This is a genomic window from Paenibacillus sp. NPDC093718 (genome assembly GCF_050279985.1).
GTDB lineage: Bacteria > Bacillota > Bacilli > Paenibacillales > Paenibacillaceae > Paenibacillus_AQ.
The window spans coordinates 383,774-402,237 of record NZ_JBNNUS010000004.1 but is presented as its reverse complement, the minus strand read 5'-3'; the positions used below and the strand labels follow the sequence as shown (position 1 = coordinate 402,237).

General features: G+C 50.3%; 15 protein-coding genes. 4 read left to right on the top strand and 11 right to left on the bottom strand.

Annotated features, from left to right (window positions below; genetic code table 11):
* The first annotated feature begins 69 nt into the window (after positions 1–69).
* Positions 70–738, top strand: a complete 669-nt coding sequence (locus ACQKPA_RS14670) for a hypothetical protein (protein ID WP_427493348.1) — start codon at positions 70–72, stop codon at positions 736–738.
* A 12-nt stretch (positions 739–750) separates the two neighbouring features.
* On the opposite strand, the gene ACQKPA_RS14665 is transcribed toward ACQKPA_RS14670, so the two are convergent.
* The 5 genes from ACQKPA_RS14665 to ACQKPA_RS14645 all read right to left on the bottom strand — a co-directional run bounded on the left by ACQKPA_RS14665 (position 751) and on the right by ACQKPA_RS14645 (position 6,674).
* Positions 751–1,182 carry a DUF418 domain-containing protein gene (locus ACQKPA_RS14665; protein ID WP_427493346.1) on the bottom strand — a complete coding sequence of 144 codons (432 nt, stop codon included), beginning with the start codon at positions 1,180–1,182 and terminating at the stop codon, positions 751–753.
* A gap of 656 nt (positions 1,183–1,838) precedes the next feature.
* Positions 1,839–3,770 (bottom strand): FtsX-like permease family protein, encoded by a 1,932-nt coding sequence (locus ACQKPA_RS14660; RefSeq protein ID WP_427493344.1) that lies wholly within the window; start codon positions 3,768–3,770, stop codon positions 1,839–1,841.
* Entirely contained in the window at positions 3,745–4,515 is a 771-nt protein-coding gene (locus ACQKPA_RS14655) for an ABC transporter ATP-binding protein (RefSeq protein ID WP_427493342.1), read from the bottom strand. The genes ACQKPA_RS14660 and ACQKPA_RS14655 overlap by 26 nt, the downstream gene beginning before the upstream one ends.
* A 447-nt stretch (positions 4,516–4,962) precedes the next feature.
* Positions 4,963–5,973: a sensor histidine kinase gene (locus ACQKPA_RS14650; protein ID WP_427493340.1), complete on the bottom strand. Its 1,011-nt coding sequence runs from the start codon at positions 5,971–5,973 to the stop codon at positions 4,963–4,965.
* A complete protein-coding gene (locus ACQKPA_RS14645; protein ID WP_427493338.1) occupies positions 5,970–6,674 on the bottom strand; it encodes a response regulator transcription factor in 705 nt (234 codons plus the stop codon). The genes ACQKPA_RS14650 and ACQKPA_RS14645 overlap by 4 nt, the downstream gene beginning before the upstream one ends.
* A gap of 195 nt (positions 6,675–6,869) precedes the next feature.
* Between ACQKPA_RS14645 and ACQKPA_RS14640 the strand changes: the two genes are divergently transcribed.
* Complete coding sequence (locus ACQKPA_RS14640) at positions 6,870–8,285, top strand: hypothetical protein (RefSeq protein WP_427493336.1); 1,416 nt, start codon at positions 6,870–6,872, stop codon at positions 8,283–8,285.
* Positions 8,286–8,332: 47 nt separating this feature from the next.
* Here the strand turns inward: ACQKPA_RS14640 and ACQKPA_RS14635 are convergent, their stop codons facing one another.
* From ACQKPA_RS14635 to ACQKPA_RS14615, 5 genes are all read right to left on the bottom strand, one after another.
* Positions 8,333–9,538: a Ger(x)C family spore germination protein gene (locus tag ACQKPA_RS14635; protein ID WP_427493334.1), complete on the bottom strand. Its 1,206-nt coding sequence runs from the start codon at positions 9,536–9,538 to the stop codon at positions 8,333–8,335.
* Positions 9,535–10,644: a spore germination protein gene (locus ACQKPA_RS14630; RefSeq protein ID WP_427493332.1), complete on the bottom strand. Its 1,110-nt coding sequence runs from the start codon at positions 10,642–10,644 to the stop codon at positions 9,535–9,537. The genes ACQKPA_RS14635 and ACQKPA_RS14630 overlap by 4 nt, the downstream gene beginning before the upstream one ends.
* A gap of 30 nt (positions 10,645–10,674) precedes the next feature.
* Positions 10,675–12,342, bottom strand: a complete 1,668-nt coding sequence (locus tag ACQKPA_RS14625) for a spore germination protein (protein ID WP_427493330.1) — start codon at positions 12,340–12,342, stop codon at positions 10,675–10,677.
* Positions 12,343–12,615: 273 nt separating this feature from the next.
* The gene (locus tag ACQKPA_RS14620) at positions 12,616–14,808 is read right to left on the bottom strand and encodes a GH92 family glycosyl hydrolase (RefSeq protein ID WP_427493328.1); all 2,193 of its coding nucleotides are present in this window, start codon (positions 14,806–14,808) and stop codon (positions 12,616–12,618) included.
* Positions 14,809–14,844: 36 nt separating this feature from the next.
* Positions 14,845–15,939: a GntR family transcriptional regulator gene (locus tag ACQKPA_RS14615; RefSeq protein WP_427493326.1), complete on the bottom strand. Its 1,095-nt coding sequence runs from the start codon at positions 15,937–15,939 to the stop codon at positions 14,845–14,847.
* A 365-nt stretch (positions 15,940–16,304) separates the two neighbouring features.
* Here ACQKPA_RS14615 and ACQKPA_RS14610 point away from each other — a divergent pair, with 365 nt between their 5' ends.
* Together ACQKPA_RS14610 and ACQKPA_RS14605 are read left to right on the top strand one after the other, a co-directional pair.
* Positions 16,305–16,784, top strand: a complete 480-nt coding sequence (locus ACQKPA_RS14610) for a MarR family winged helix-turn-helix transcriptional regulator (protein WP_427493324.1) — start codon at positions 16,305–16,307, stop codon at positions 16,782–16,784.
* Between the two features lie 202 nt (positions 16,785–16,986).
* Positions 16,987–17,517, top strand: a complete 531-nt coding sequence (locus tag ACQKPA_RS14605; RefSeq protein ID WP_427493322.1) for a cysteine hydrolase family protein — start codon at positions 16,987–16,989, stop codon at positions 17,515–17,517.
* Positions 17,518–17,590: 73 nt separating this feature from the next.
* Here the strand turns inward: ACQKPA_RS14605 and ACQKPA_RS14600 are convergent, their stop codons facing one another.
* Positions 17,591–18,394: an alkaline phosphatase family protein gene (locus tag ACQKPA_RS14600; protein ID WP_427493320.1), complete on the bottom strand. Its 804-nt coding sequence runs from the start codon at positions 18,392–18,394 to the stop codon at positions 17,591–17,593.
* Positions 18,395–18,464: the final 70 nt, after the last annotated feature.

Below are 18,464 nucleotides of genomic sequence, written 5' to 3'. Positions count from 1 at the left end.
TTCTAGTTTCAATACGGAACGGGAAGTATAAGGATAGATAGACGACGAAGCAGAAGGTGGGAATGCCTCATGAGCAAATGGAAGGAAAATACGCAAGTTAGCCGTTATGCAGGCATCAGCATTTTATTGGGCGGGGCGCTGTTTGTTACGGCTACGCTGATGCACCCGCCGGCTACGGATCCGTGGGCGGGTCATCATGTTATTTCGATGATTCCGGACATGCTGATTTATTGGCAATGGGATCACAGCCTGATGCTGGCAGCTATATTATTATGGCTTGGCGGTCTGTCTCTCGGCGAGACTGTGGCTGGTAAACGGCCTTCAGCGATGATGGCTGCCCGCTTGTTCATTGCGGCGATGACGATATGGGTAATCGTACTTGCGATGGAGTTAACCGTTCTCCCCGTGCTGGCCGAGGAATGGGGCTCGGTTCAAGACCCGGGAACGGCCGCCTTGGGTGTCGGGTTATTTGCCTTCGGTATTATGGCCGGGGATTTTGCCATGATGCTGGCCTGGATCGGAATAAGCCTGCTTAGCATTGCGCTGCTCTCTGAAGAAACTGTGAAACCGGTCATGGCATGGATAGGCATAGCAGCAGGGTTGTGGGGAGCGCTTGGCATACCTGCAGCACTGCTGCTTCCGAAACTCAGCGTTATCATCTATCCGATCACCTCAGGTCCGGTGTTTATATGGACACTGATATTTGGCGTTTACATGGTAATGGGACGAAAAACATAAAAAGCAGGAGACCTATAGGTTGCCTGCTTTTTTGCGAATCGGTACGATCGTCCAATAGGTGCCGCATCTCCACAACCATTCGAGGGGTCCGTATTGGAACCAACGCATCCACAGATTGCTGGCTATGATCTGACAGACCACAATCCCAAGGGAAACGAGCGTAGATACGACATAAGTCGTCGGTGTGGTGTTCAGTATTAAGCGCTGAATACCTACCAGAAAGACGGTTTGCCCAATGTAGTTGGTAAGCGCTAAGCGCCCGTATGCCTGTAACGGATACAGCATCTTCGCACCTGCGCGGGTACGCCCAAGCATTAAGAGAGAGCTTAAATAAAATACGGATACGAGAGGGCCAGTCGCCACCCCGATATGTGCCAGAGTGAAGGTCGCTTCCATGGTTGGTGATGGCGGCACGCCTTCTGCCTCGAATAAAAAGGAAGGCATAGGCTCGGAAGGTGCCCCGCCACATGGCGCCGATGGCCAAAATCGTTCCTAACAGAGACAGTGCCCAAATCACGTGTAACGATCGTAATCTTAATCCATCGTTGATCGCATCGAGTAATCGATATTGGCCTGCAGCTAGACCTAATATGATCAGGAAAGGGATGGTGAGGAGTTTGACGCCCATAACGGCCGCTATCACAAACCCCGCCAAACCAATGCTAAGATTAACCCTTCGCGGTGCCCAATAGAGAGGGAGCGCAATCAGACCAACAACTGCATAATAGAATAATGCCTCGCCCGATTGATATAACTGATGTATGACGCCGATCAGAACCAGAATGACTAACCGGCGAATATACAGCCGAAGTCTTGGCTTTCCACCCGTTGCAGCGCTTCGGGATAGAAACATGTAGAATCCAAGTCCGAACAGGAACGTGAAGATCGTATAGAATCGGGCTTCCACGAAAAAGTTAAGCCCTCGCTGCAGCCAAAAATCAGCCGTGCTCTCCGGGGTGCTGATGAGCCAAAGCGCCAGCACATTAAGAACGGCAGACCCAGGAGGGCAAATCCTCTGAATTGGTCTAAAAAATGTAATCGTCCATTTCCAATGGCTGGCCGGTGCTGAGTCGCTGTGTCTTTTGGACCTGTATGCATGCTCACACCATCATCCCATTAACGGATTTAATATAACGGGCTCTGGCGATCAGGAAATAAATCATTTGGGCGGCCAAGAATGCCGATGAGGCTGCCAATACAGGTCCGTTTACATTCGGAACATCCAGGTATCCGAGAATCGGGTCGAGCACGACTAAGGACTGCAGGGCTGCAACCAGAATGGGGATAAAGAACAGCACGGCAATCTGAATCGTTGCGGAGATGTTCATCTCCCGGGCGCTGAGTCCGATCTTGGACAGGGAACGGTACATCGCCTGGTCCGCCGAAAGCTCCGTATGCAGCTTGAAATACAGGAAGCTTGCGGCTGAGATCGAGAAGATTAAGGCGACAAACACACCGATAAAGCTGAATAACGAAAAGCCCTGTTTATTGGTGTAATAGTTCTCCGCTCTGGATTCTATATAACCTTCACTGATTGCACTTCCGTTCCATTCCGACAGCTCAAGGCCGAGCCTGGTTTCAGGATCATCCTTCTGGGGGAGTCCTTGGGAATCGGGAAGAATAAACGGGTACGTATGATTCACACTGATTCTATCTGCTTTATTCCCGCCCCTTAGCTCTTCAAACATGGTGTCCGTAACGACCAGCAATCTGCCGCTATATACCAAAGCCGCAATCCGGTCTGTGCGGTTCTCCAAGCTGAAAGAGTAGGGTTGACCGGATAATTCGATATCCGCTTCCGTTAGCTTCCCTTTACTCTTCTTCGCTGCATTCGGGGTTTCCGCCAATAAGGCTTCATTCTCGCCGAGTGTCCCAGCCGGCTTGGTATTCATCATGGCAGCTAAACGGTCGTATTGGGATTGCGGCACGATGTGTAAGGAGTCCTCCCCATTCGCTGACAAGCGGTAGTAGATGGTCTCGACCTCCGCCCGTTTATACTCCAGCCCTTCTGTCTGCAGACGATTCTCAACCAGGGCCAACTCTTCCTGCACCTTCGTCTCGTCGGCATTGCTATAGTAGCTGTAACTAAGCGCGTACGGGTTATCCAAATATACCGATCGGATCGATTGCTGCATGGCCAGTACAAAACCGGTGCTCATGGAAGCCAGCGCAACCACAACCGTGACGAGAAACAGCATGCGGGCATTATCCTTGATCTTGTAACTCATCTCGGAAATCCACAGCAGGTTCGTTCCTTTCCAGGTGGCCCTACGATTTCGCTGCAGCATTCGGACAATCCACACGGATAGCTGGGAGTAGAAGAAATACGTGCCCATAATTCCGGATACCGCAGCGATCATCAGTCCCGTAGGGTCTAACTCTTTGACGCGAAGGACGGTGAAGCCGATGGTAAGCAGTACCACGCCCAAGAGGGCCAGGAATAGATTGGCTTTTGGTTCGGTTTTCGGTTTGCTGGTGCCTTTGAGAAGCTCTAGGACTTGATTCTTCCGGATAAACAACAAGGTGAAGAGCGAGATGACAAGAAACAGCGCAGTGAAAGCACCGGCTGTCAGCAGCATGGCTTTGACCGGCCAATAGAACGGCAGCTCGTCCATATCGATTACTTTGGTGCTGATGAGAAGGAATACCTTGGATAACAGCATTCCACTGGCGATGCCCGTTACGATGGCAATGGCGCCAATCAGAATATTCTCCAGGAAGATCAACCAATTGATCTGTTTGGCTTCGGCTCCGAGAATCGTCAATATGCCAAATTCCCGGTTCCGCGACTTCAGAAAGACGCTGATCGAATACAGCACGAATAAGAACGCAAACACATACACGATCACGGTGGCAATTGTCATTCCTGTACGGGTCATGGCCCCCATAGGCGAATTCTCGATAGCCGGATGATAAATGAATACCGCATACGTAAAGAAAATCATGACCATGAACGAGCTGCTAAGCAGATAAGCGAAATATTGACGTGCGTTACGCCGGACGTTGTTAAACGCGAATTGAGGAAAGCTCACTTGTATTCCCTCCCCAGAACGATAGCGTATCGATGATTTTTTGGAAAAAGGTCTGCCGGTTCTCTCCGCGGTGAATATCGGCGGCAAGTTTGCCATCTTTAATAAAAACGATGCGGTTGCAATAGCTTGCGGCCAGAGGATCATGCGTAACCAGCATTAATGTGGTTCGGTCCCGTTCATTAATCTCGGCGAGCGACTCCATTACGATCCGGGAGGAGTTTGAATCGAGTGCGCCTGTAGGCTCATCCGCAAGCAGCAACAGAGGCGCTCCGATGATAGCCCTGGCAATCGCGGTGCGCTGTCGTTGACCTCCCGAAATTTCGTACACGCGTTTATTCAGAATTTCGCGGATGCCAAGCCGTGAAGCGGTTTGCTGCAGCAGTGAATCCATGTCCTTTAGCGGACGGCGGTCCAGCGTAAGCGGAAGCACGATATTCTCGGCAACCGTTAACGTATCGAGCAGATTGAAGTCTTGAAATACAAAACCGAGCTGTCTGCGGCGGAAGTGAGCAAGCTCGCTTTTTTTCATGGTATAAGGATTTTTACCTCCGATCTTGACCTCGCCCGAGCTTGGACGATCGATGGTGGATACCATGTTCAGCAGGGTGGTTTTACCGCTGCCTGAAGGACCCATGATGCCGACGAATTCTCCTTCTTTGATGGTGAGATGAATATCGGTAAGAGCTTGTGTCGCCACTTTGCCCGCATATACTTTGTTTAATGCTTTTACTTCAAGAATATCCATAAACTCAGAAGCTCCTTTCTGTATACCTTATTAGTGTGCGAGTTCAAAAAGTCGGATTTTCAGCACCGAAGCTAATGCTTCCGAAGTGCGTTTTTTCAAAACGCTTTAGGTTAGATGAAGCTAGGGAGTGAGGAGCGGAGCTACACGTTTTCGCAGAAAACGCCTTCGAAAGCATCTGCTGTTTTGGGTACGTGAGCATCGGAAGGCCCGGCTAAATTCAAGATTCGATGCCGAGTTACTTCTTGACTCCCTTCGTGATCAAAAGACGACTTTTTGAACAACATCTTAGTGTAACCTAACTTTATCGTATACTGACCTAACCTTGCTATGGATTTAGGTGAAACGGAGCTTACATCTGCCATAAGGTTATGTTCGTATATTTTGTTCGCATCTTGAGGATATCGGCGTGAAGTTTGTGGTCATTCCCCCAATACAAAGATGACACACCTAAGGTTTAGATGTGTCTTGGTTTTCGGCTCTGCGCATCGTCAATGTAACGGTGGTTCCCTCACCGAGCGTGGATTCCAACTCAACGGAGTGATCCAGCTTATGGGCGATTTCACGGACAAGATACAGGCCCATGCCGGTGGATTCATGATATTGTCGACCGCGCTCTCCGGTGAAGTAGGGATGGAACACCCGGTTAATGTCCTCCGGCGCAATGCCGATCCCCTCATCGCGGATATGAAGTTTGATGTGTTTCCCTGCTGCTTCTGCGGTGAATTGAATCTTCTTGCCGGGGCTGCCGGAATAGTTCACGGCGTTCGTCAGAATTTGACCCAGCATAAATCGAAACCATTTGGCATCCGTATAGACGGAGATCCGATCATCGATTTGGAACACCGGCGTAATCCCCTTACGAATGAACAGCTTGCGGTTCTCGACCACGGATTCGCTTACCGCAGCACGGAGTTCAATGGCTTCTACTGCGAAGTCCTGCTCGAACCGGTCCAGGCGTGCGGTATACAGCACCATTTCGAGGCCTTTGCGTATTCGTTCAAGCTCCTCCCGAATATGCTCGGCGGGTGCCTCTTCGACTTCATCAAGCGTCAGTTGAATCACCGATAGCGGGGTCTTCATCTGATGTACCCAGCGGTTGACGAAAGCCAGATGCTGGTCGGTTTGGCTTTGATGCCGATGCAGTTGTTCGCGATATAAGCGCTCATCATGGCCGATTCGCTCGTGTATCGCTTCCGGCAGTGGCGCTTCACCCAGGGGAGGGTTTGAAAATTCATTCTCCGAGAGCTCCTCTGTAGAAAGCTCTTGGTACATCGTGCGATGGGACAGATACCGGTATGCAAGATAGAGAAGTAGCACGACACTGCTCAACAGCACACCGTATAGTACGACAGTAAAGGGCCTGCCTTCACCGGTAAGCCAGTACAGCAGGGGGACAAGCAGCATTTGAATGGTAAAAAACAGGATGAGCGGGAGGTGCTCCCGCAAGAAGAGCTTCATAGCGGAGGCTCCATGTCTGTCATGAACCGATAGCCTGCCCCCCGGACGGTTTCGATGAGATCTCCGGCGCCCAGCTCGCGAAGCTTGCGGCGAACCCTCGTAATATAAACATTCAACGTATTGTCGTCAATGAAGTGCTGATCTTCCCACATCAGGTCCAGGAGCCGCTCGCGGCTGACCACGCGGCCGTCTTTTTCCATGAGCATCGTCAGCAGGGCAGCTTCCTTCTGGGTTAGCTCGGCCGACCGGTCCCCATAGGTCACGAGGAATCGCTCGGGATACAGGAGGAGACCGGCGTTTTCAACGGTATGCTCCTCCTCCTGACCGGAGGCATAGGCACCGACCGCGCGGCGCAGGTGGCTGCGGACTTTGGCCAGAACAAGCTCCATGTCAAACGGCTTCGTAATATAATCGTCGGCCCCGTTTTCGAGCGCCATGATCTGGTCCATGCCGCTGTCGCGTGCCGAGATGAAGATGATCGGGCAGTGCGATTGGGTACGGATTTGCCTGCACCAATAGAACCCGTCGAATTTCGGCAGATTGACGTCCAGCAGAACCAGATCCGGCTTCGTATCCGCAAAAATGTCCATCACGCGGCTGAAGTCTTCGGTGATCCGTACGTTGAAATCATATTTGGAGATAGCCGATCTTAATTTATCCGCGATTCGTTCATCGTCTTCCACAATCAGGATGGTATACACGGTTCCAGCTCCTTTTAACTCCTAAACTACATTATGTACTTACTATACCGAATTGGAGAGGGCGTTGGAAATCTAAAGGTTCATGATTCTGAACGGAAGGTAACCCGTTGTACGATCCCAAATTAACCTTTGCCCAGGCCCGTGCATAAGATGTAGTCACATCAAACCTGCTGCCTGGAAAGGGCGTGACTTCATATGGGGATTCATTTAACCGCGATTCACTGGGTATATCTGGCGTTTATCGTCCTGATCATGACACTGTTGATTCGGCGGCGTGATACGGCGCTTGTCTGTATTACCGGAATATTTGCGCTTGGCCTTCTGGCAACGGAAACGCTGAGCGGCTCGGTCTCCGGCGTGTTTCATTCATTCATCTATGCGACCAAAGAGCTGATGGGCACCATCATGATTATATCCATCATCGTTGCGATGAGCCGGGTCTTGATCAAGACGGGGATCAACGAGACGATGGTGGCTCCGCTAACCCGTTTTCTGCGCACTCCCGCGATGGCTTACTGGGGCATCGGAATCATTATGATGGTAACGTCCTTTTTCTTCTGGCCGTCACCGGCAGTTGCGTTAATTGGTGCGGTCCTGCTCCCTGTGGCTATTCGTGTGGGTTTGCCGGCCCTCGGTGCAGCGGTGGCGATGAATCTGTTCGGGCACGGCATTGCGCTATCGGGAGATTATATTATCCAGGGTGCGCCTAAATTAACCGCGGATGCAGCTGGACTGCCTGTATCCAGTGTCATGGCTGCCAGTGTGCCGCTCGTGATCGTGATGGGACTTGTGACAACCGTGGCGGCATTCTGGATGATGCGCAAAGATCAGCGGAACGGCAGCTGGAGAGATGGACTGGTAACCATTAAAAGCACGGGAGACACGCTCACCACGCGTACCGAAGAGGACGATGCTGTTGCGGCGATATCCCCGGCAATGAAAAAATGGTTGGCTATCGCCATTCTGCTGTTGTTCGCGGCAGACGTTGTCGCCATGTTCTTCCTGAAGCTGCAAGGCGGGGATGCAACGGCCTTGGTCGGCGGCACAGCCGTCCTGATCCTCAGTGTCATTGCCCTGGTAGCTCATCGTAACCGGGGATTGGAGAAGGTCACCTCGTATTTGATCGAAGGTTTTATGTTTGGATTCAAGGTGTTTGGTCCTGTCATTCCCATCGCGGCGTTCTTCTATCTGGGGGATGCGGCGTTTACCGATTTGTTCGGTAACGTGCTTCCGGAAGCGTCCCATGGAATCGTGAACGACCTGGGGGTTGCCCTGGCGAATGCGGTGCCGCTGAACGGTGCGGTGGGTGCGGTGACATTGACGATCACCGGGGCGATTACGGGTCTTGACGGTTCCGGCTTCTCGGGCATCTCCCTTGCCGGCTCGATCGCGCAGTTGTTTGCTACGGCCATTGGCGCAGATGCGGCTACGCTGACAGCACTTGGGCAGGTTTCGGCAATCTGGGTAGGCGGCGGCACACTCATCCCGTGGGCATTGATCCCGGCCGCCGCCATCTGCGGGGTCAGCCCGTTCGAGCTGGCAAGACGGAATCTGAAGCCGGTGCTGCTGGGTCTTGCCGTTACTACCATGGTGGCAATGTTTCTGCTGTAATCAACAGCAAAAACTTAAAGAGCGCTGACCGTATCGTCAGCGCTCGTTTAATCCGTTGAAGAACCGAAGTCCGTGATGTTCATGTTGACTTCATACGTAATCGGGACATGGCTAAAGGTTTCATCCCAGTCCGACTTAAATTTCTTCCACAATCTTGGATGTTTGATACGGAGCTCGTCGCCAAAGCCTCCGACGTCCACATGGTAGACATGCTGCATTTTGTCCAGCACCTGTTCGATCTGTTTACGGGCCTCCTCTTCGAACTGCTTCTCTATCTCTTTGATGTATTGCCCCGATGAGGGGATTTCCGGAAAGCTCCAGTCCTCGATTAATCTGCCTTCGGAATGGATCTTGATATGAAATGAAATTTCATCTCCCTGAACCTTGGGGATGATGGTACTGTGGGAATTCTTGGGTTCATAAGTTATGGTATGCCCGGTTTTTGCCGCATACGTCTTCAACGCCCCTCCCTTCACGTCTGCCGTAATCCAGGATAAGCCTTCAATGTCATATTGGCTTAATTCACCGATCCATTTCTTGGTCTTGCCTTTGAAAATGGCGGCTCCCGAGAATTTATGCTCGCTTTGAGCGGTAACGACATTTTGTAACAGGAAGCTCTCCCCGGATTGCATGGCGCTGTCAAGCTTAACGAGTGTCACGGGGGGGATGATTTTATTGGAGCGATACCGGTTATCCACGAGTCCCGTTAAGTAGAAGGCAGGGATCTCCCCGGGTTCAGTGGAGCTTAACGCTTCGAGCGCGCTTCGGTGGCTTACCACCACTAGGCAGCTGGGGCGGATATCATTATCGCGGAGAATGAAGTCGAATACCTGCTCGAGACTGTACCTTCTTGCCAATTCGCTTGAAATCACGATGACTTTCAGATGGTGGCCAATAAGCGGGCGGTCTCTACGCAAAGCGAACTGGCGAAATATTTGGAGAATAGAATCCCCTGTCAATTGTTCATTCAGGTAAGCCTTGCTTGGTGATGACGAACCGCCCCCCCCTTGTTTTTCGGTTTTCCCGGTAATGGGCGGGACGATCTGAACCGTTGCTGTCAGCACCTTCTTTTTTGGATAGGCTGCTCCTTGTTTATTGATATCCCGTTCGAATTGGGATTCCTTGGCTGTGTCCAGGCCCAATCCGACATAAACACTGACATCCTCAATCTCCTTGCTGCTCCAGCAGCCGGTAGTCAGAAGCAGCAGGATGCTGGCGGTCAATATCGACGTAAATCTTGTATAGGAGTTCATTTCGGCTTCACACCTTTCTTACGGGCGATGCTGATCAGAAGCAAGAGTAATGGTAAAGCGCCAAATAGATAGATAGAGGCATTGCCTACGATATCTCCCAGCTTGAATGTTTCCGATACGTCTTTCGGAATCATTGCGATGAGGAAGATGACAGGGAGCAGAATAAAGAGAAAGGGCCGTATTTTCGTCTTAAGCAGCTGGGACCATCCAAGCGAGGCTGCGTAATGCGTGACCGCAAAGGTCGAGAAAATTTGCATGATCCAGATGACAAGCAGTAGGGACTCAAAACGCTCGAATATCAGTCCCTGCATTTCAAAGCTCCGCATTAAGTCCAGTGTCGGCCATGTTCTTGTCTTAACTCCGTTTATGGACAGCCCGCCAATAACCATAATGACGGTGATTAAATAGATGACCAGGGGAACCGTAATGCCAACGACCATGGCTTTGGTACCTTTTTTGGGAGACTTCATAAACGCCATGGCAACAAACATGATCTCGTAACCCGTAAAAGATAGCAAAGATGGTTTTAACCCCCGAATCACGGGCATAAACCCTGAGCCGAGTACCGGCCTTAAATTTTTGATATCAAAAATATTGCTGCTCAGCAGGATCGCTATGAGGAAAAACACCAGCGTAATCGGCAGAATGATCTCGCAAATTCTGGCGATACTGTTGATCCCCCCGGTGGTCAAATACAGACCGATCCACATAAAGGTCATCACGATGGCCCAAACGGGCGTGCCTTCCAGCAGATATAACCCGGTTACCTCCGCCATTATCCGGATCTCAAAAGCGGCAATGGTAATGAAATAACCAATAAACAGCAGACCTAAAACAAAAGCCAGCCATTTCCCGGTGATCTCAGGTACAAATTGAAACCACGTTTTCCCTTGGAATCTTCGGCATAACGCCACGACGATCAATCCTGCCAACAGGATGAACAAACCGGAGATGAGAATCGAGATCCACACATCCGGCGTTTTGGCGGCCTCCACCGTCGTTCTGGGAAGCGTCAGGATACCGGCACCCAGCATGTAGTTAATGATCATGACGGCGGCTTGGGATGTGGTGATCTGGTCATGGGCGCTGTTATTTGTGCTGCTCATGGTCTTAGCCTCATTTCGTGCATAGAATGATTAATTTCTGCGGTCAGGGTCCTTCGGGTTTAACATTTGAGGTCGTTTCTTCATCACTTTCAGCGGGAACCGAATGAGGAAGTCCTTCAAGTCATTGATCCCGTAAGGCACCATTGGACTTGCATAAGGTACGCCGAAACTCTTCAGTATGACCAAATGACTGCAGAGAAGAAGGAAGAACATCACAACGCCAAACAGCCCAAGCACTGCCGCAAAGAACATCGCGGTAAACCGAAGAACGCGCAGTGTAATTCCGGCACTGTAGACCGGGATCGTGAAGGAAGAAATAGCGGTCACGGCCACGACAATAACGAGAAACGGACTGACAATCCCTGCTTGTACGGCAGCATCGCCAATAATCAGACCGCCTACGATGCCCATCGCAGGCCCGATGGGTTTCGGCAGCCGGATCCCGGCCTCCCGTAATATTTCAATGGCGATTTCCATGATGAGCGCTTCGATGATCGAGGGGAAGGGCACACCCTGCCTGGTCTCGATAATGGTCAGCGCTAACTTGGTCGGAATCAGCCCGGGATGAAACGAAATAAACGAAATGTACAGTGCGGGAGCAAGAAGCGCCAGGAGGGCAGAGAGAAACCGCAATAAGCGGACAAAGGAGCCCGAGATCCATCGCTCGTAATAATCCTCCGGCGACTGCAGCAGCATGCTGAACGTGACAGGCACGATTAGCGCATAGGGCGTGCCGTCAAGAAGAATAGCCACCCGCCCCTCCAGCAAAGCGCCGATGACCCTATCCGGTCTCTCAGTATTTTGTATTTGCTGAAAAGGACTCATGACGTTTTCTTCAATTAATTGCTCGATATATCCCGATTCAAGAGGGTCGTCGATTTCAAGTTTCTGGATGCGCGCAACGACTTCATCAACCAGATTGGGGTCGGCGATATCTTTCATATAGGCGATGATCAGATCTTTTTTCACCCGGTTTCCTACCTCGAAACGGGTGAGCTGAAGACTTTCGTTCTTTCCGTGAAGCCTAAGCATGCCTGTATTGTCTGACAGTCTTTCGGTAAATCCGATACGGGGACCTCGAAGAAGGGCTTCGGATAGAGGCTCCTCCAGATTTCGACTCTTCCCCTTGGCTGAACCAACGAGAAAGGCTCCTTGCATTCCATCTACCAACAAACCGGGGGTACCTGCAAGAACAGTTTGTACGAGCTCCAATAATTCACCGACATGTTTGATCTCGCTTACAGGTAGCATCTGGCTGCTGATATAGGCTTTGATGGTATCGCTTGAATGATTGAAGTTTTCCTGTTCCGTCTCCGGAACCCCCTCCAACATGAGGGGTCTTATGAGATGGGTGTCGATAAGGTCGCTATCTAGTAATCCGTCGACAAAAACGATGGCTGCCCGCGTTCCCGTGCCCCGGATCGTAAATTCCCTGAACTCTACGTCCGCGTTGTTACCGATTGCTTTACGGACGGATGTTAAATCCGTATCGTAAAGCCCTGTAATAAGAACTTGCGGCGAGACACTATCCTCCCTCTTGGGGGGAGAAGGCTCGCTCGGCTTGAGGGAGTAACTCGTATTAATAGATTTCCGAAGCCCCTTGGTTAACGCCAGCAAGAGGATGGGTACCAGTACGAGTAGCAAGGCCTGAACCCAAATGGTCCACTTCGGAATATAGGTTACAATGACTGACCACAACGAAAATCACCCCACGATTCTATAGCAATAGGCCATAATGTAGATCAACTGTATTATTACCCGGGGCGATTTTGAAAATTCCTGTTATTTCAATATTAGAGAAGGAGCCCCACGGTATGGGTGTTTCAATCATTTTACGGTTAACAGATTCCGCTTAAGACGGTACTTTAAATGCGCTAAACGAAAAAGGGGCATCCGAGACAGGTCAAGAATCGGCCTGGTCGGGATGTCCCTTGTGCAATCGATATACAATTATTTGTTTCTTTAATGCCGTTACTTTTTCGATATCGAGAACGGCAGTTCTTCGGCGCTATAAGCACGGTAGCTTGGAGCAAGCCCGAGACGGAAATCGAGGGACTTGCCTGCCAGAATATCCTCATGCGTAATGTATAGCTTGGTGTAATCCTGTCCCTCTAATTGGACGTTCGCCACGAAATTGGACTGTGAATTGTTGTTGTCGGTATGAATCAGCATCTGTTTGCCGCTTGGCAGCTCAATGCTCACGCTGTCGAATAGCGGGATGCCGAGAACATATTCATTGCTGCCCGGACATACCGGATAGAAGCCCATGGAACTGAACACATACCATCCGGACATGCTGCCGTTATCCTCGTCGCCCGGGAATCCGTCAAAGCCGCTGTTGAACAGGTTCGACATCAGCTGTTTGAGGACAACCTGGGACGATGCGGGCTGCCCGACATAGTTGAACAGATAAGGAATATGGAAGCTCGGCTGGTTGGATATCGCCAGCTGACCATAATCGATGGCGGCCATCTCACTCATCTCATGAATTTCAAAGCCATAGCCCCGCACGTCGAAGTCCGGTGCTTTATTGCACAATTCGGTGATTTTGTCGAAAAAGCGCTCCTTCGAACCGTACGCTTCGATCAAGCCCTGGAAATCCTGGAATACCGCAAAGCTGGTCTGCCAGGCGCTTCCTTCGGCATAATCGAGGCCCCAGCTCGTATCGTTGAAATCCGGACGGAACTGGCCGTTCTGATCTTTTGCTCGCATGAACCCGTTTTCCGCATCGAAGATATTCTTGTAGTTGAGCGCGCTTTGTCTGTACTGTTCGGCTACATCCGACCGGCCCAAGACATCGGCCACGCGGCTGATGCAGTAGTCGCTGTATGCGTAATCCAGCGTGTGGTTCACGCTCTCGTGATAGCTGCTCGGAACGTAACCGTACTTGATGTAGTCCAGCGTTCCTTGACGTCCATAGCAATTCTGTCCGCTCTGCGTGGTGGCTGCGGTCAGCATGGCCTCCAGCAGTTCCGGCAGCAGATGCTTGGCCAATCCCTTAGCCGCCGCATCCGCAATAACGGCGTCAATAAGCGTGCCCGGCATCAGTCCGCGCTCATCCGGGGACAGCCATTTCGGCAGGAAGCCGGTCTCGCGGTAGGAATTCAGGAATCCTTCCAGCATTTCCTCATATTCCTTCGGCGCGATGATGGAATAGAGCGGATATACGGTTTTGTAAGTATCCCAGAAGCCGTTATTGGTATAGAGAACGCCTTTTTTGACGGATCGGGAGGTTGTATCGTAATGAACCGGCTCCATATTGGCATCAAGCTCATAGAACTTCTGCGGGAACAGGAACATGCGGTACAGGCAAGTATAGAAGGTGCGCATATATTCTTCATTCGAGTGAGCGACCCGGATTTTATTCAGGTAATGATTCCAGGCTTGTGCCGCCATTTCCTTCTGCTCATCCAGGGATGTGTTCAGTTCGCGTGCAAGGTTAAGCTCCGCTTGCTCCAAGCTGATGAAAGAGGTCGCCAGCTTAACGTCCAGCGTGCCCCTTTCGCAGTCATTGAAGCGAATGACGACATGCTGGTCCACATTGCCAAAAGCAACCTCAGGGAAGAACTGGCCTTCGGCGTCGTAATAACCTGTCGTGGAGAGATCCATGTCCTTGCTGAAGCTCATGGCCACGTACATACGGAATCCTTTATCGTGACAGTCTGCGAAGTTGCTGACATAGCCGGTTATCCTGCGCTGGGCTGCATCCAGTCGGAACTCGCTTTTGTTATGAACGTTCAGCACGAAGCCTGCCTGCTGCCCGGAATTGTATTTGATGCGCATTGCCGCACCATAGGTGCTGGGCACCACCTCCGTGGTGATGTTATAACGCTGCTGCTTCACTTTGAGATAGTGGGGCTTGAATATCGCTTCCTCTGGCCGGTAGGAGCTTTGACAGGTGAAGACGGACCCCCTGATTTTGTCGTCCGCAATCGGAGTCATCAGGAAGTGGGCGAAGTCGCCCATCCATGGACTAGGCTGGTGCGTCAGGCGAATGCCTTGGAAGACGCGGTCATTGGGGTTGAAGAACCAGCTTCCTTCGTTTTTGGTCTGGACAACAAAGTGGTTCATACCGAAAGGTACACCCGTATAAGGGAGCGCATTCCCGTTGGAATAGGTGTATTGATTGTTGGTGCCTTGCCTTGTATCGATATAGTTCAGCATGTTAAAGTCTCCTTTGGTTTGTAAAAAATAGGCGTGTTACAGCTTCTTTACGGTCTGACGTTCAATGAGACGAACGGGAACCACGGTATTCTCAGAGAGGTGATCCTTGGGGTTCTCAATAAGGGTGATAAGGCTTCGTGCAGCCTGATACCCCATCTGTCCGAAATCCTGGGAGATGGTGGTCAGCATGGGCTCAACGAAGCCCGCGAGATGGATGTTGTCAAAGCCCACGATGGAGAAATCATCCGGTACCGACAGCCCCATCTCTTTGGCAATCTGAATGATCTCGATCGCGATGAGGTCATTCTCGGCAACAATACCCGTAATTCCTTGCGTCACAACGGCTTGAATAAACTGAATATAGTATTCTCTGCCGTTGTCGTTGTCATGGGTTAAGTACCGGTCGGTCAAGTCATTGACGCTGTAATCTATCAGTTTGTAATCATACAAAGCTTTCAAATAGCCGAAATACCGCTCTCGGATCGAGGAAGAGTTCTCTACCTTCAAGGAGGAGATAAAGGCAATTTTCTTATGATTATTCTCGATCAGATGTTTGGAAGCCTGGTATCCGCCGCCGAAGTTGTCGGAGACAACCGACCGGAACGGAATCCCTTCAATGCATTTATCCATCGTCACCAGCGGGTACTGTGCCAGGTGATACTGATACAGAATGCCAAGATCCGAGATGCTGCTGATCGGGTAGAGAATCAGCCCCGAATAGGCGCTGTGAAGCGCGGACTCCAGCAGCTTCCGCTGTCCGACAATCGTATTGGACTGAATGTTCAAAGTATAGTCGGTCGTTGCGAGATATTCGTTGATGCCTTTTTCGTAATCACCAAGTCCCGGGTTATGGGCGAACGGCAGAATCAGCAGGATCTCCTTATTCGTCTTGCTCAGGTGCCTTTGAGGGGCTCTGTCTGTGCTCACGAAGCTTCCCTTGCCTTGGATCCTGTAGATCAGCTTGGCATTCTCCAGCTCGGTCAGCGCCCTCTTCGAGGTGATCCGGCTGACGTTGTATTCCTTCGAAATCTCGGCTTCGGTCGGAAGCTGATCTCCAGCCTGGAGCTCCCCCGATTCAATCTTGGCCGTTAAAGCATTTACGATATGTTGATATAGTGGAATTTGTTCCATAGCGGATCTACTCCCTGAATTTGATATATCATTTTGTGGCGTTTATGTCAAAGTCTAATGATAAATTAAATAAAAAGTTACAGTTATTATGTTCGAATACACAAAAGGAATACACTGCTCGGGTTCATATAGTTCAAAGATTCTATGTCCATAGTATCGTGTATATAGATATATTTCAAGATTAGACGCTGCCAAGACCAATAGATTGAAGAGAATAAATTGGTATGTATAATAAACGGATAAGACATTAATTGATATACCAAATAGTCATGGCTGGTTATCGCTTCCCTGCGGGCGTTGATTTGACAGTTTATCACTTGAGTGATAAATTGACTGTGATTATGGTAGGGAGGTGAATGGAGTCAATGAAACAATTGGGATTTCATCAGGAGAACCGATTAGCTATGCTGTCCTGGATTCGGATCACCCGTTTTCAACAGATCGGCAATCACCTCTCGAATGAGTTCTTACAGCCGTTCTGCATCACGGTTGCCCAATTTGACGTCTTGATCCAGGTCTTCGCGCACCAACCTTTATCACAGCAGGAGCTGGCCGAATATCTTTCCATTAGCGGCGGCGGTGTCTCCCATATGGTAAAACGGCTGGAGAAGCTGGATCTGATTGTCCGCAAGCAGGATTGGAAGGTAAAGTATATCTCGCTAACGGATAAGGGACAGGCCCTGCTGGAAGAAATTATTCCGCAGTTGTCGGATTTCCAAACCTCTATGTTCGACGTTCTGGATGAACAGGAGTTACAGCAGTTTTACAAGACGATGAGGAAACTTCATCAGTATAATGCAAAGATAAAGTCGGCAACCCCGGGGGTTATTGTCGAGGAGGAGTAGCTGAAGGTTGCCTTGGCTGCTTGTTATCGACTTTACGATGGGAGCTGAAGAAGACGCAGAGGAATTCTAAAAGAGGATTCCTTTTTTTGTGCGAAGTGGGTTCATTCTTTAATGAGTAATCTAAATTTTCATATACATAACAAGAACGTTCGTTCTATAATAAAGTCGATGAGTAAATTGATCGTACAGGAGGGTGTTGTAGTTGAAGAAGAGTGCGCTTTTGGTCATTGATGTACAGAATGAGATGTTTCAAGTGAATGATCCGGTGTTTGAAGGGGATCGATTGCTCCACAATCTCAAGCAGCTGATTGCAAAAGCCAGAAACGGCGGCATTCCTATCCTCTACATACAACATAATGACGAGGGTCTGAGGGCAGGGTCGGAGGCGTGGAAGATTAACCCCGAGATCGCGCCTGCGATGTCGGATGCAATCATTCAGAAGACCAGACCGGATTCATTCTATAACACCTCACTTAAAGAGGAACTGAAGCGGCAAGGCATAGAACATGTGATTCTTGCAGGTATGCAGAGTGAGTTATGCGTAGACACCACGTGCAGGAGAGCGTCCAGTCTGGGCTATGATGTCACGCTGGTATCCGATGCACACAGCACGTGGAACAATTCGGTGTTAACCGCGCAGCAGATCATAGATCATGTGAATGCTACCCTGAGATGGTTTGCGGACGTGAAGACAACAGAAGAGATCCTCATTACAAAAGAAGCCGGCGTGTAAACGCCGGCTTTTTATATATTGAATAAATGATCATAAATTAGGACGGGCTTCCGCCATAATTCGAATTTCTGGATTAGAATATTCCTTCAGGCACCTTACCTTCCCAGCAATCCGGTGTGTGCAGCCCCAGCACATGACCGATGACGGCGGCCGTGTCCATGATGCTGATCGGAGCGTCGAGAAGGCCGGGTTTTACGCCTGGACCCGTAATCCCCCAGGTGATGGTCATATCCATCGGGTGGTCACTGCCATGGTCATTAGGATGAGCGCCTCCGCCGCCATGGTCCGTAACCGTGATGATCCACGTGTCTTCCAGCAGCTGCTGATCATCCAGTGCTTTGACAATCATGCCAACGTACTTATCCGTAACGGCAATCTGCTTCAGCTGCTTATCGGTACCGAATCCATACTTGTGGCCCGCGCCGTCGGGGTGATCCAACTGAATGAACATCAGTTTGAAATGGGGCTGCTGATGAATATAATCGACAATGGCTTCCGTCAGCTCGGGGTCCGGTTTGGATTCCATATGAACATTGATCGTATTCTCAATGATTCCTGTGTTGATCGGTTCCCAACAGCTGAACGCGGACAGAGGAACATCCGGCCATTGCTGGCGGGCCAGCTTGAATAGTGAAGCATAGGGAAAGCTCTCCGGAATTTGCCCGTGGATCGCCCGGTCATTATCAAGACCGTGTTGGTCCGGGCTTACGCCATATAACAACGAGCCCCAACATTCAGCACTGATGCTGGGAAATACGGTCTGCGCATCGTACGAGTATGCTCCTGCTTGCAGCAGGGCGTGAAGATGCGGTGCATCCGCTTCTTGAACGAACCTGCCTGCTCCATCAATTCCAAGAATAATGACACGTTTAGCCATCGATAAATCCTCCTCGGTAAGAACCATTTGATCTTTATGCATAGAAGCTGAAAAAGACATTATGCAAAAT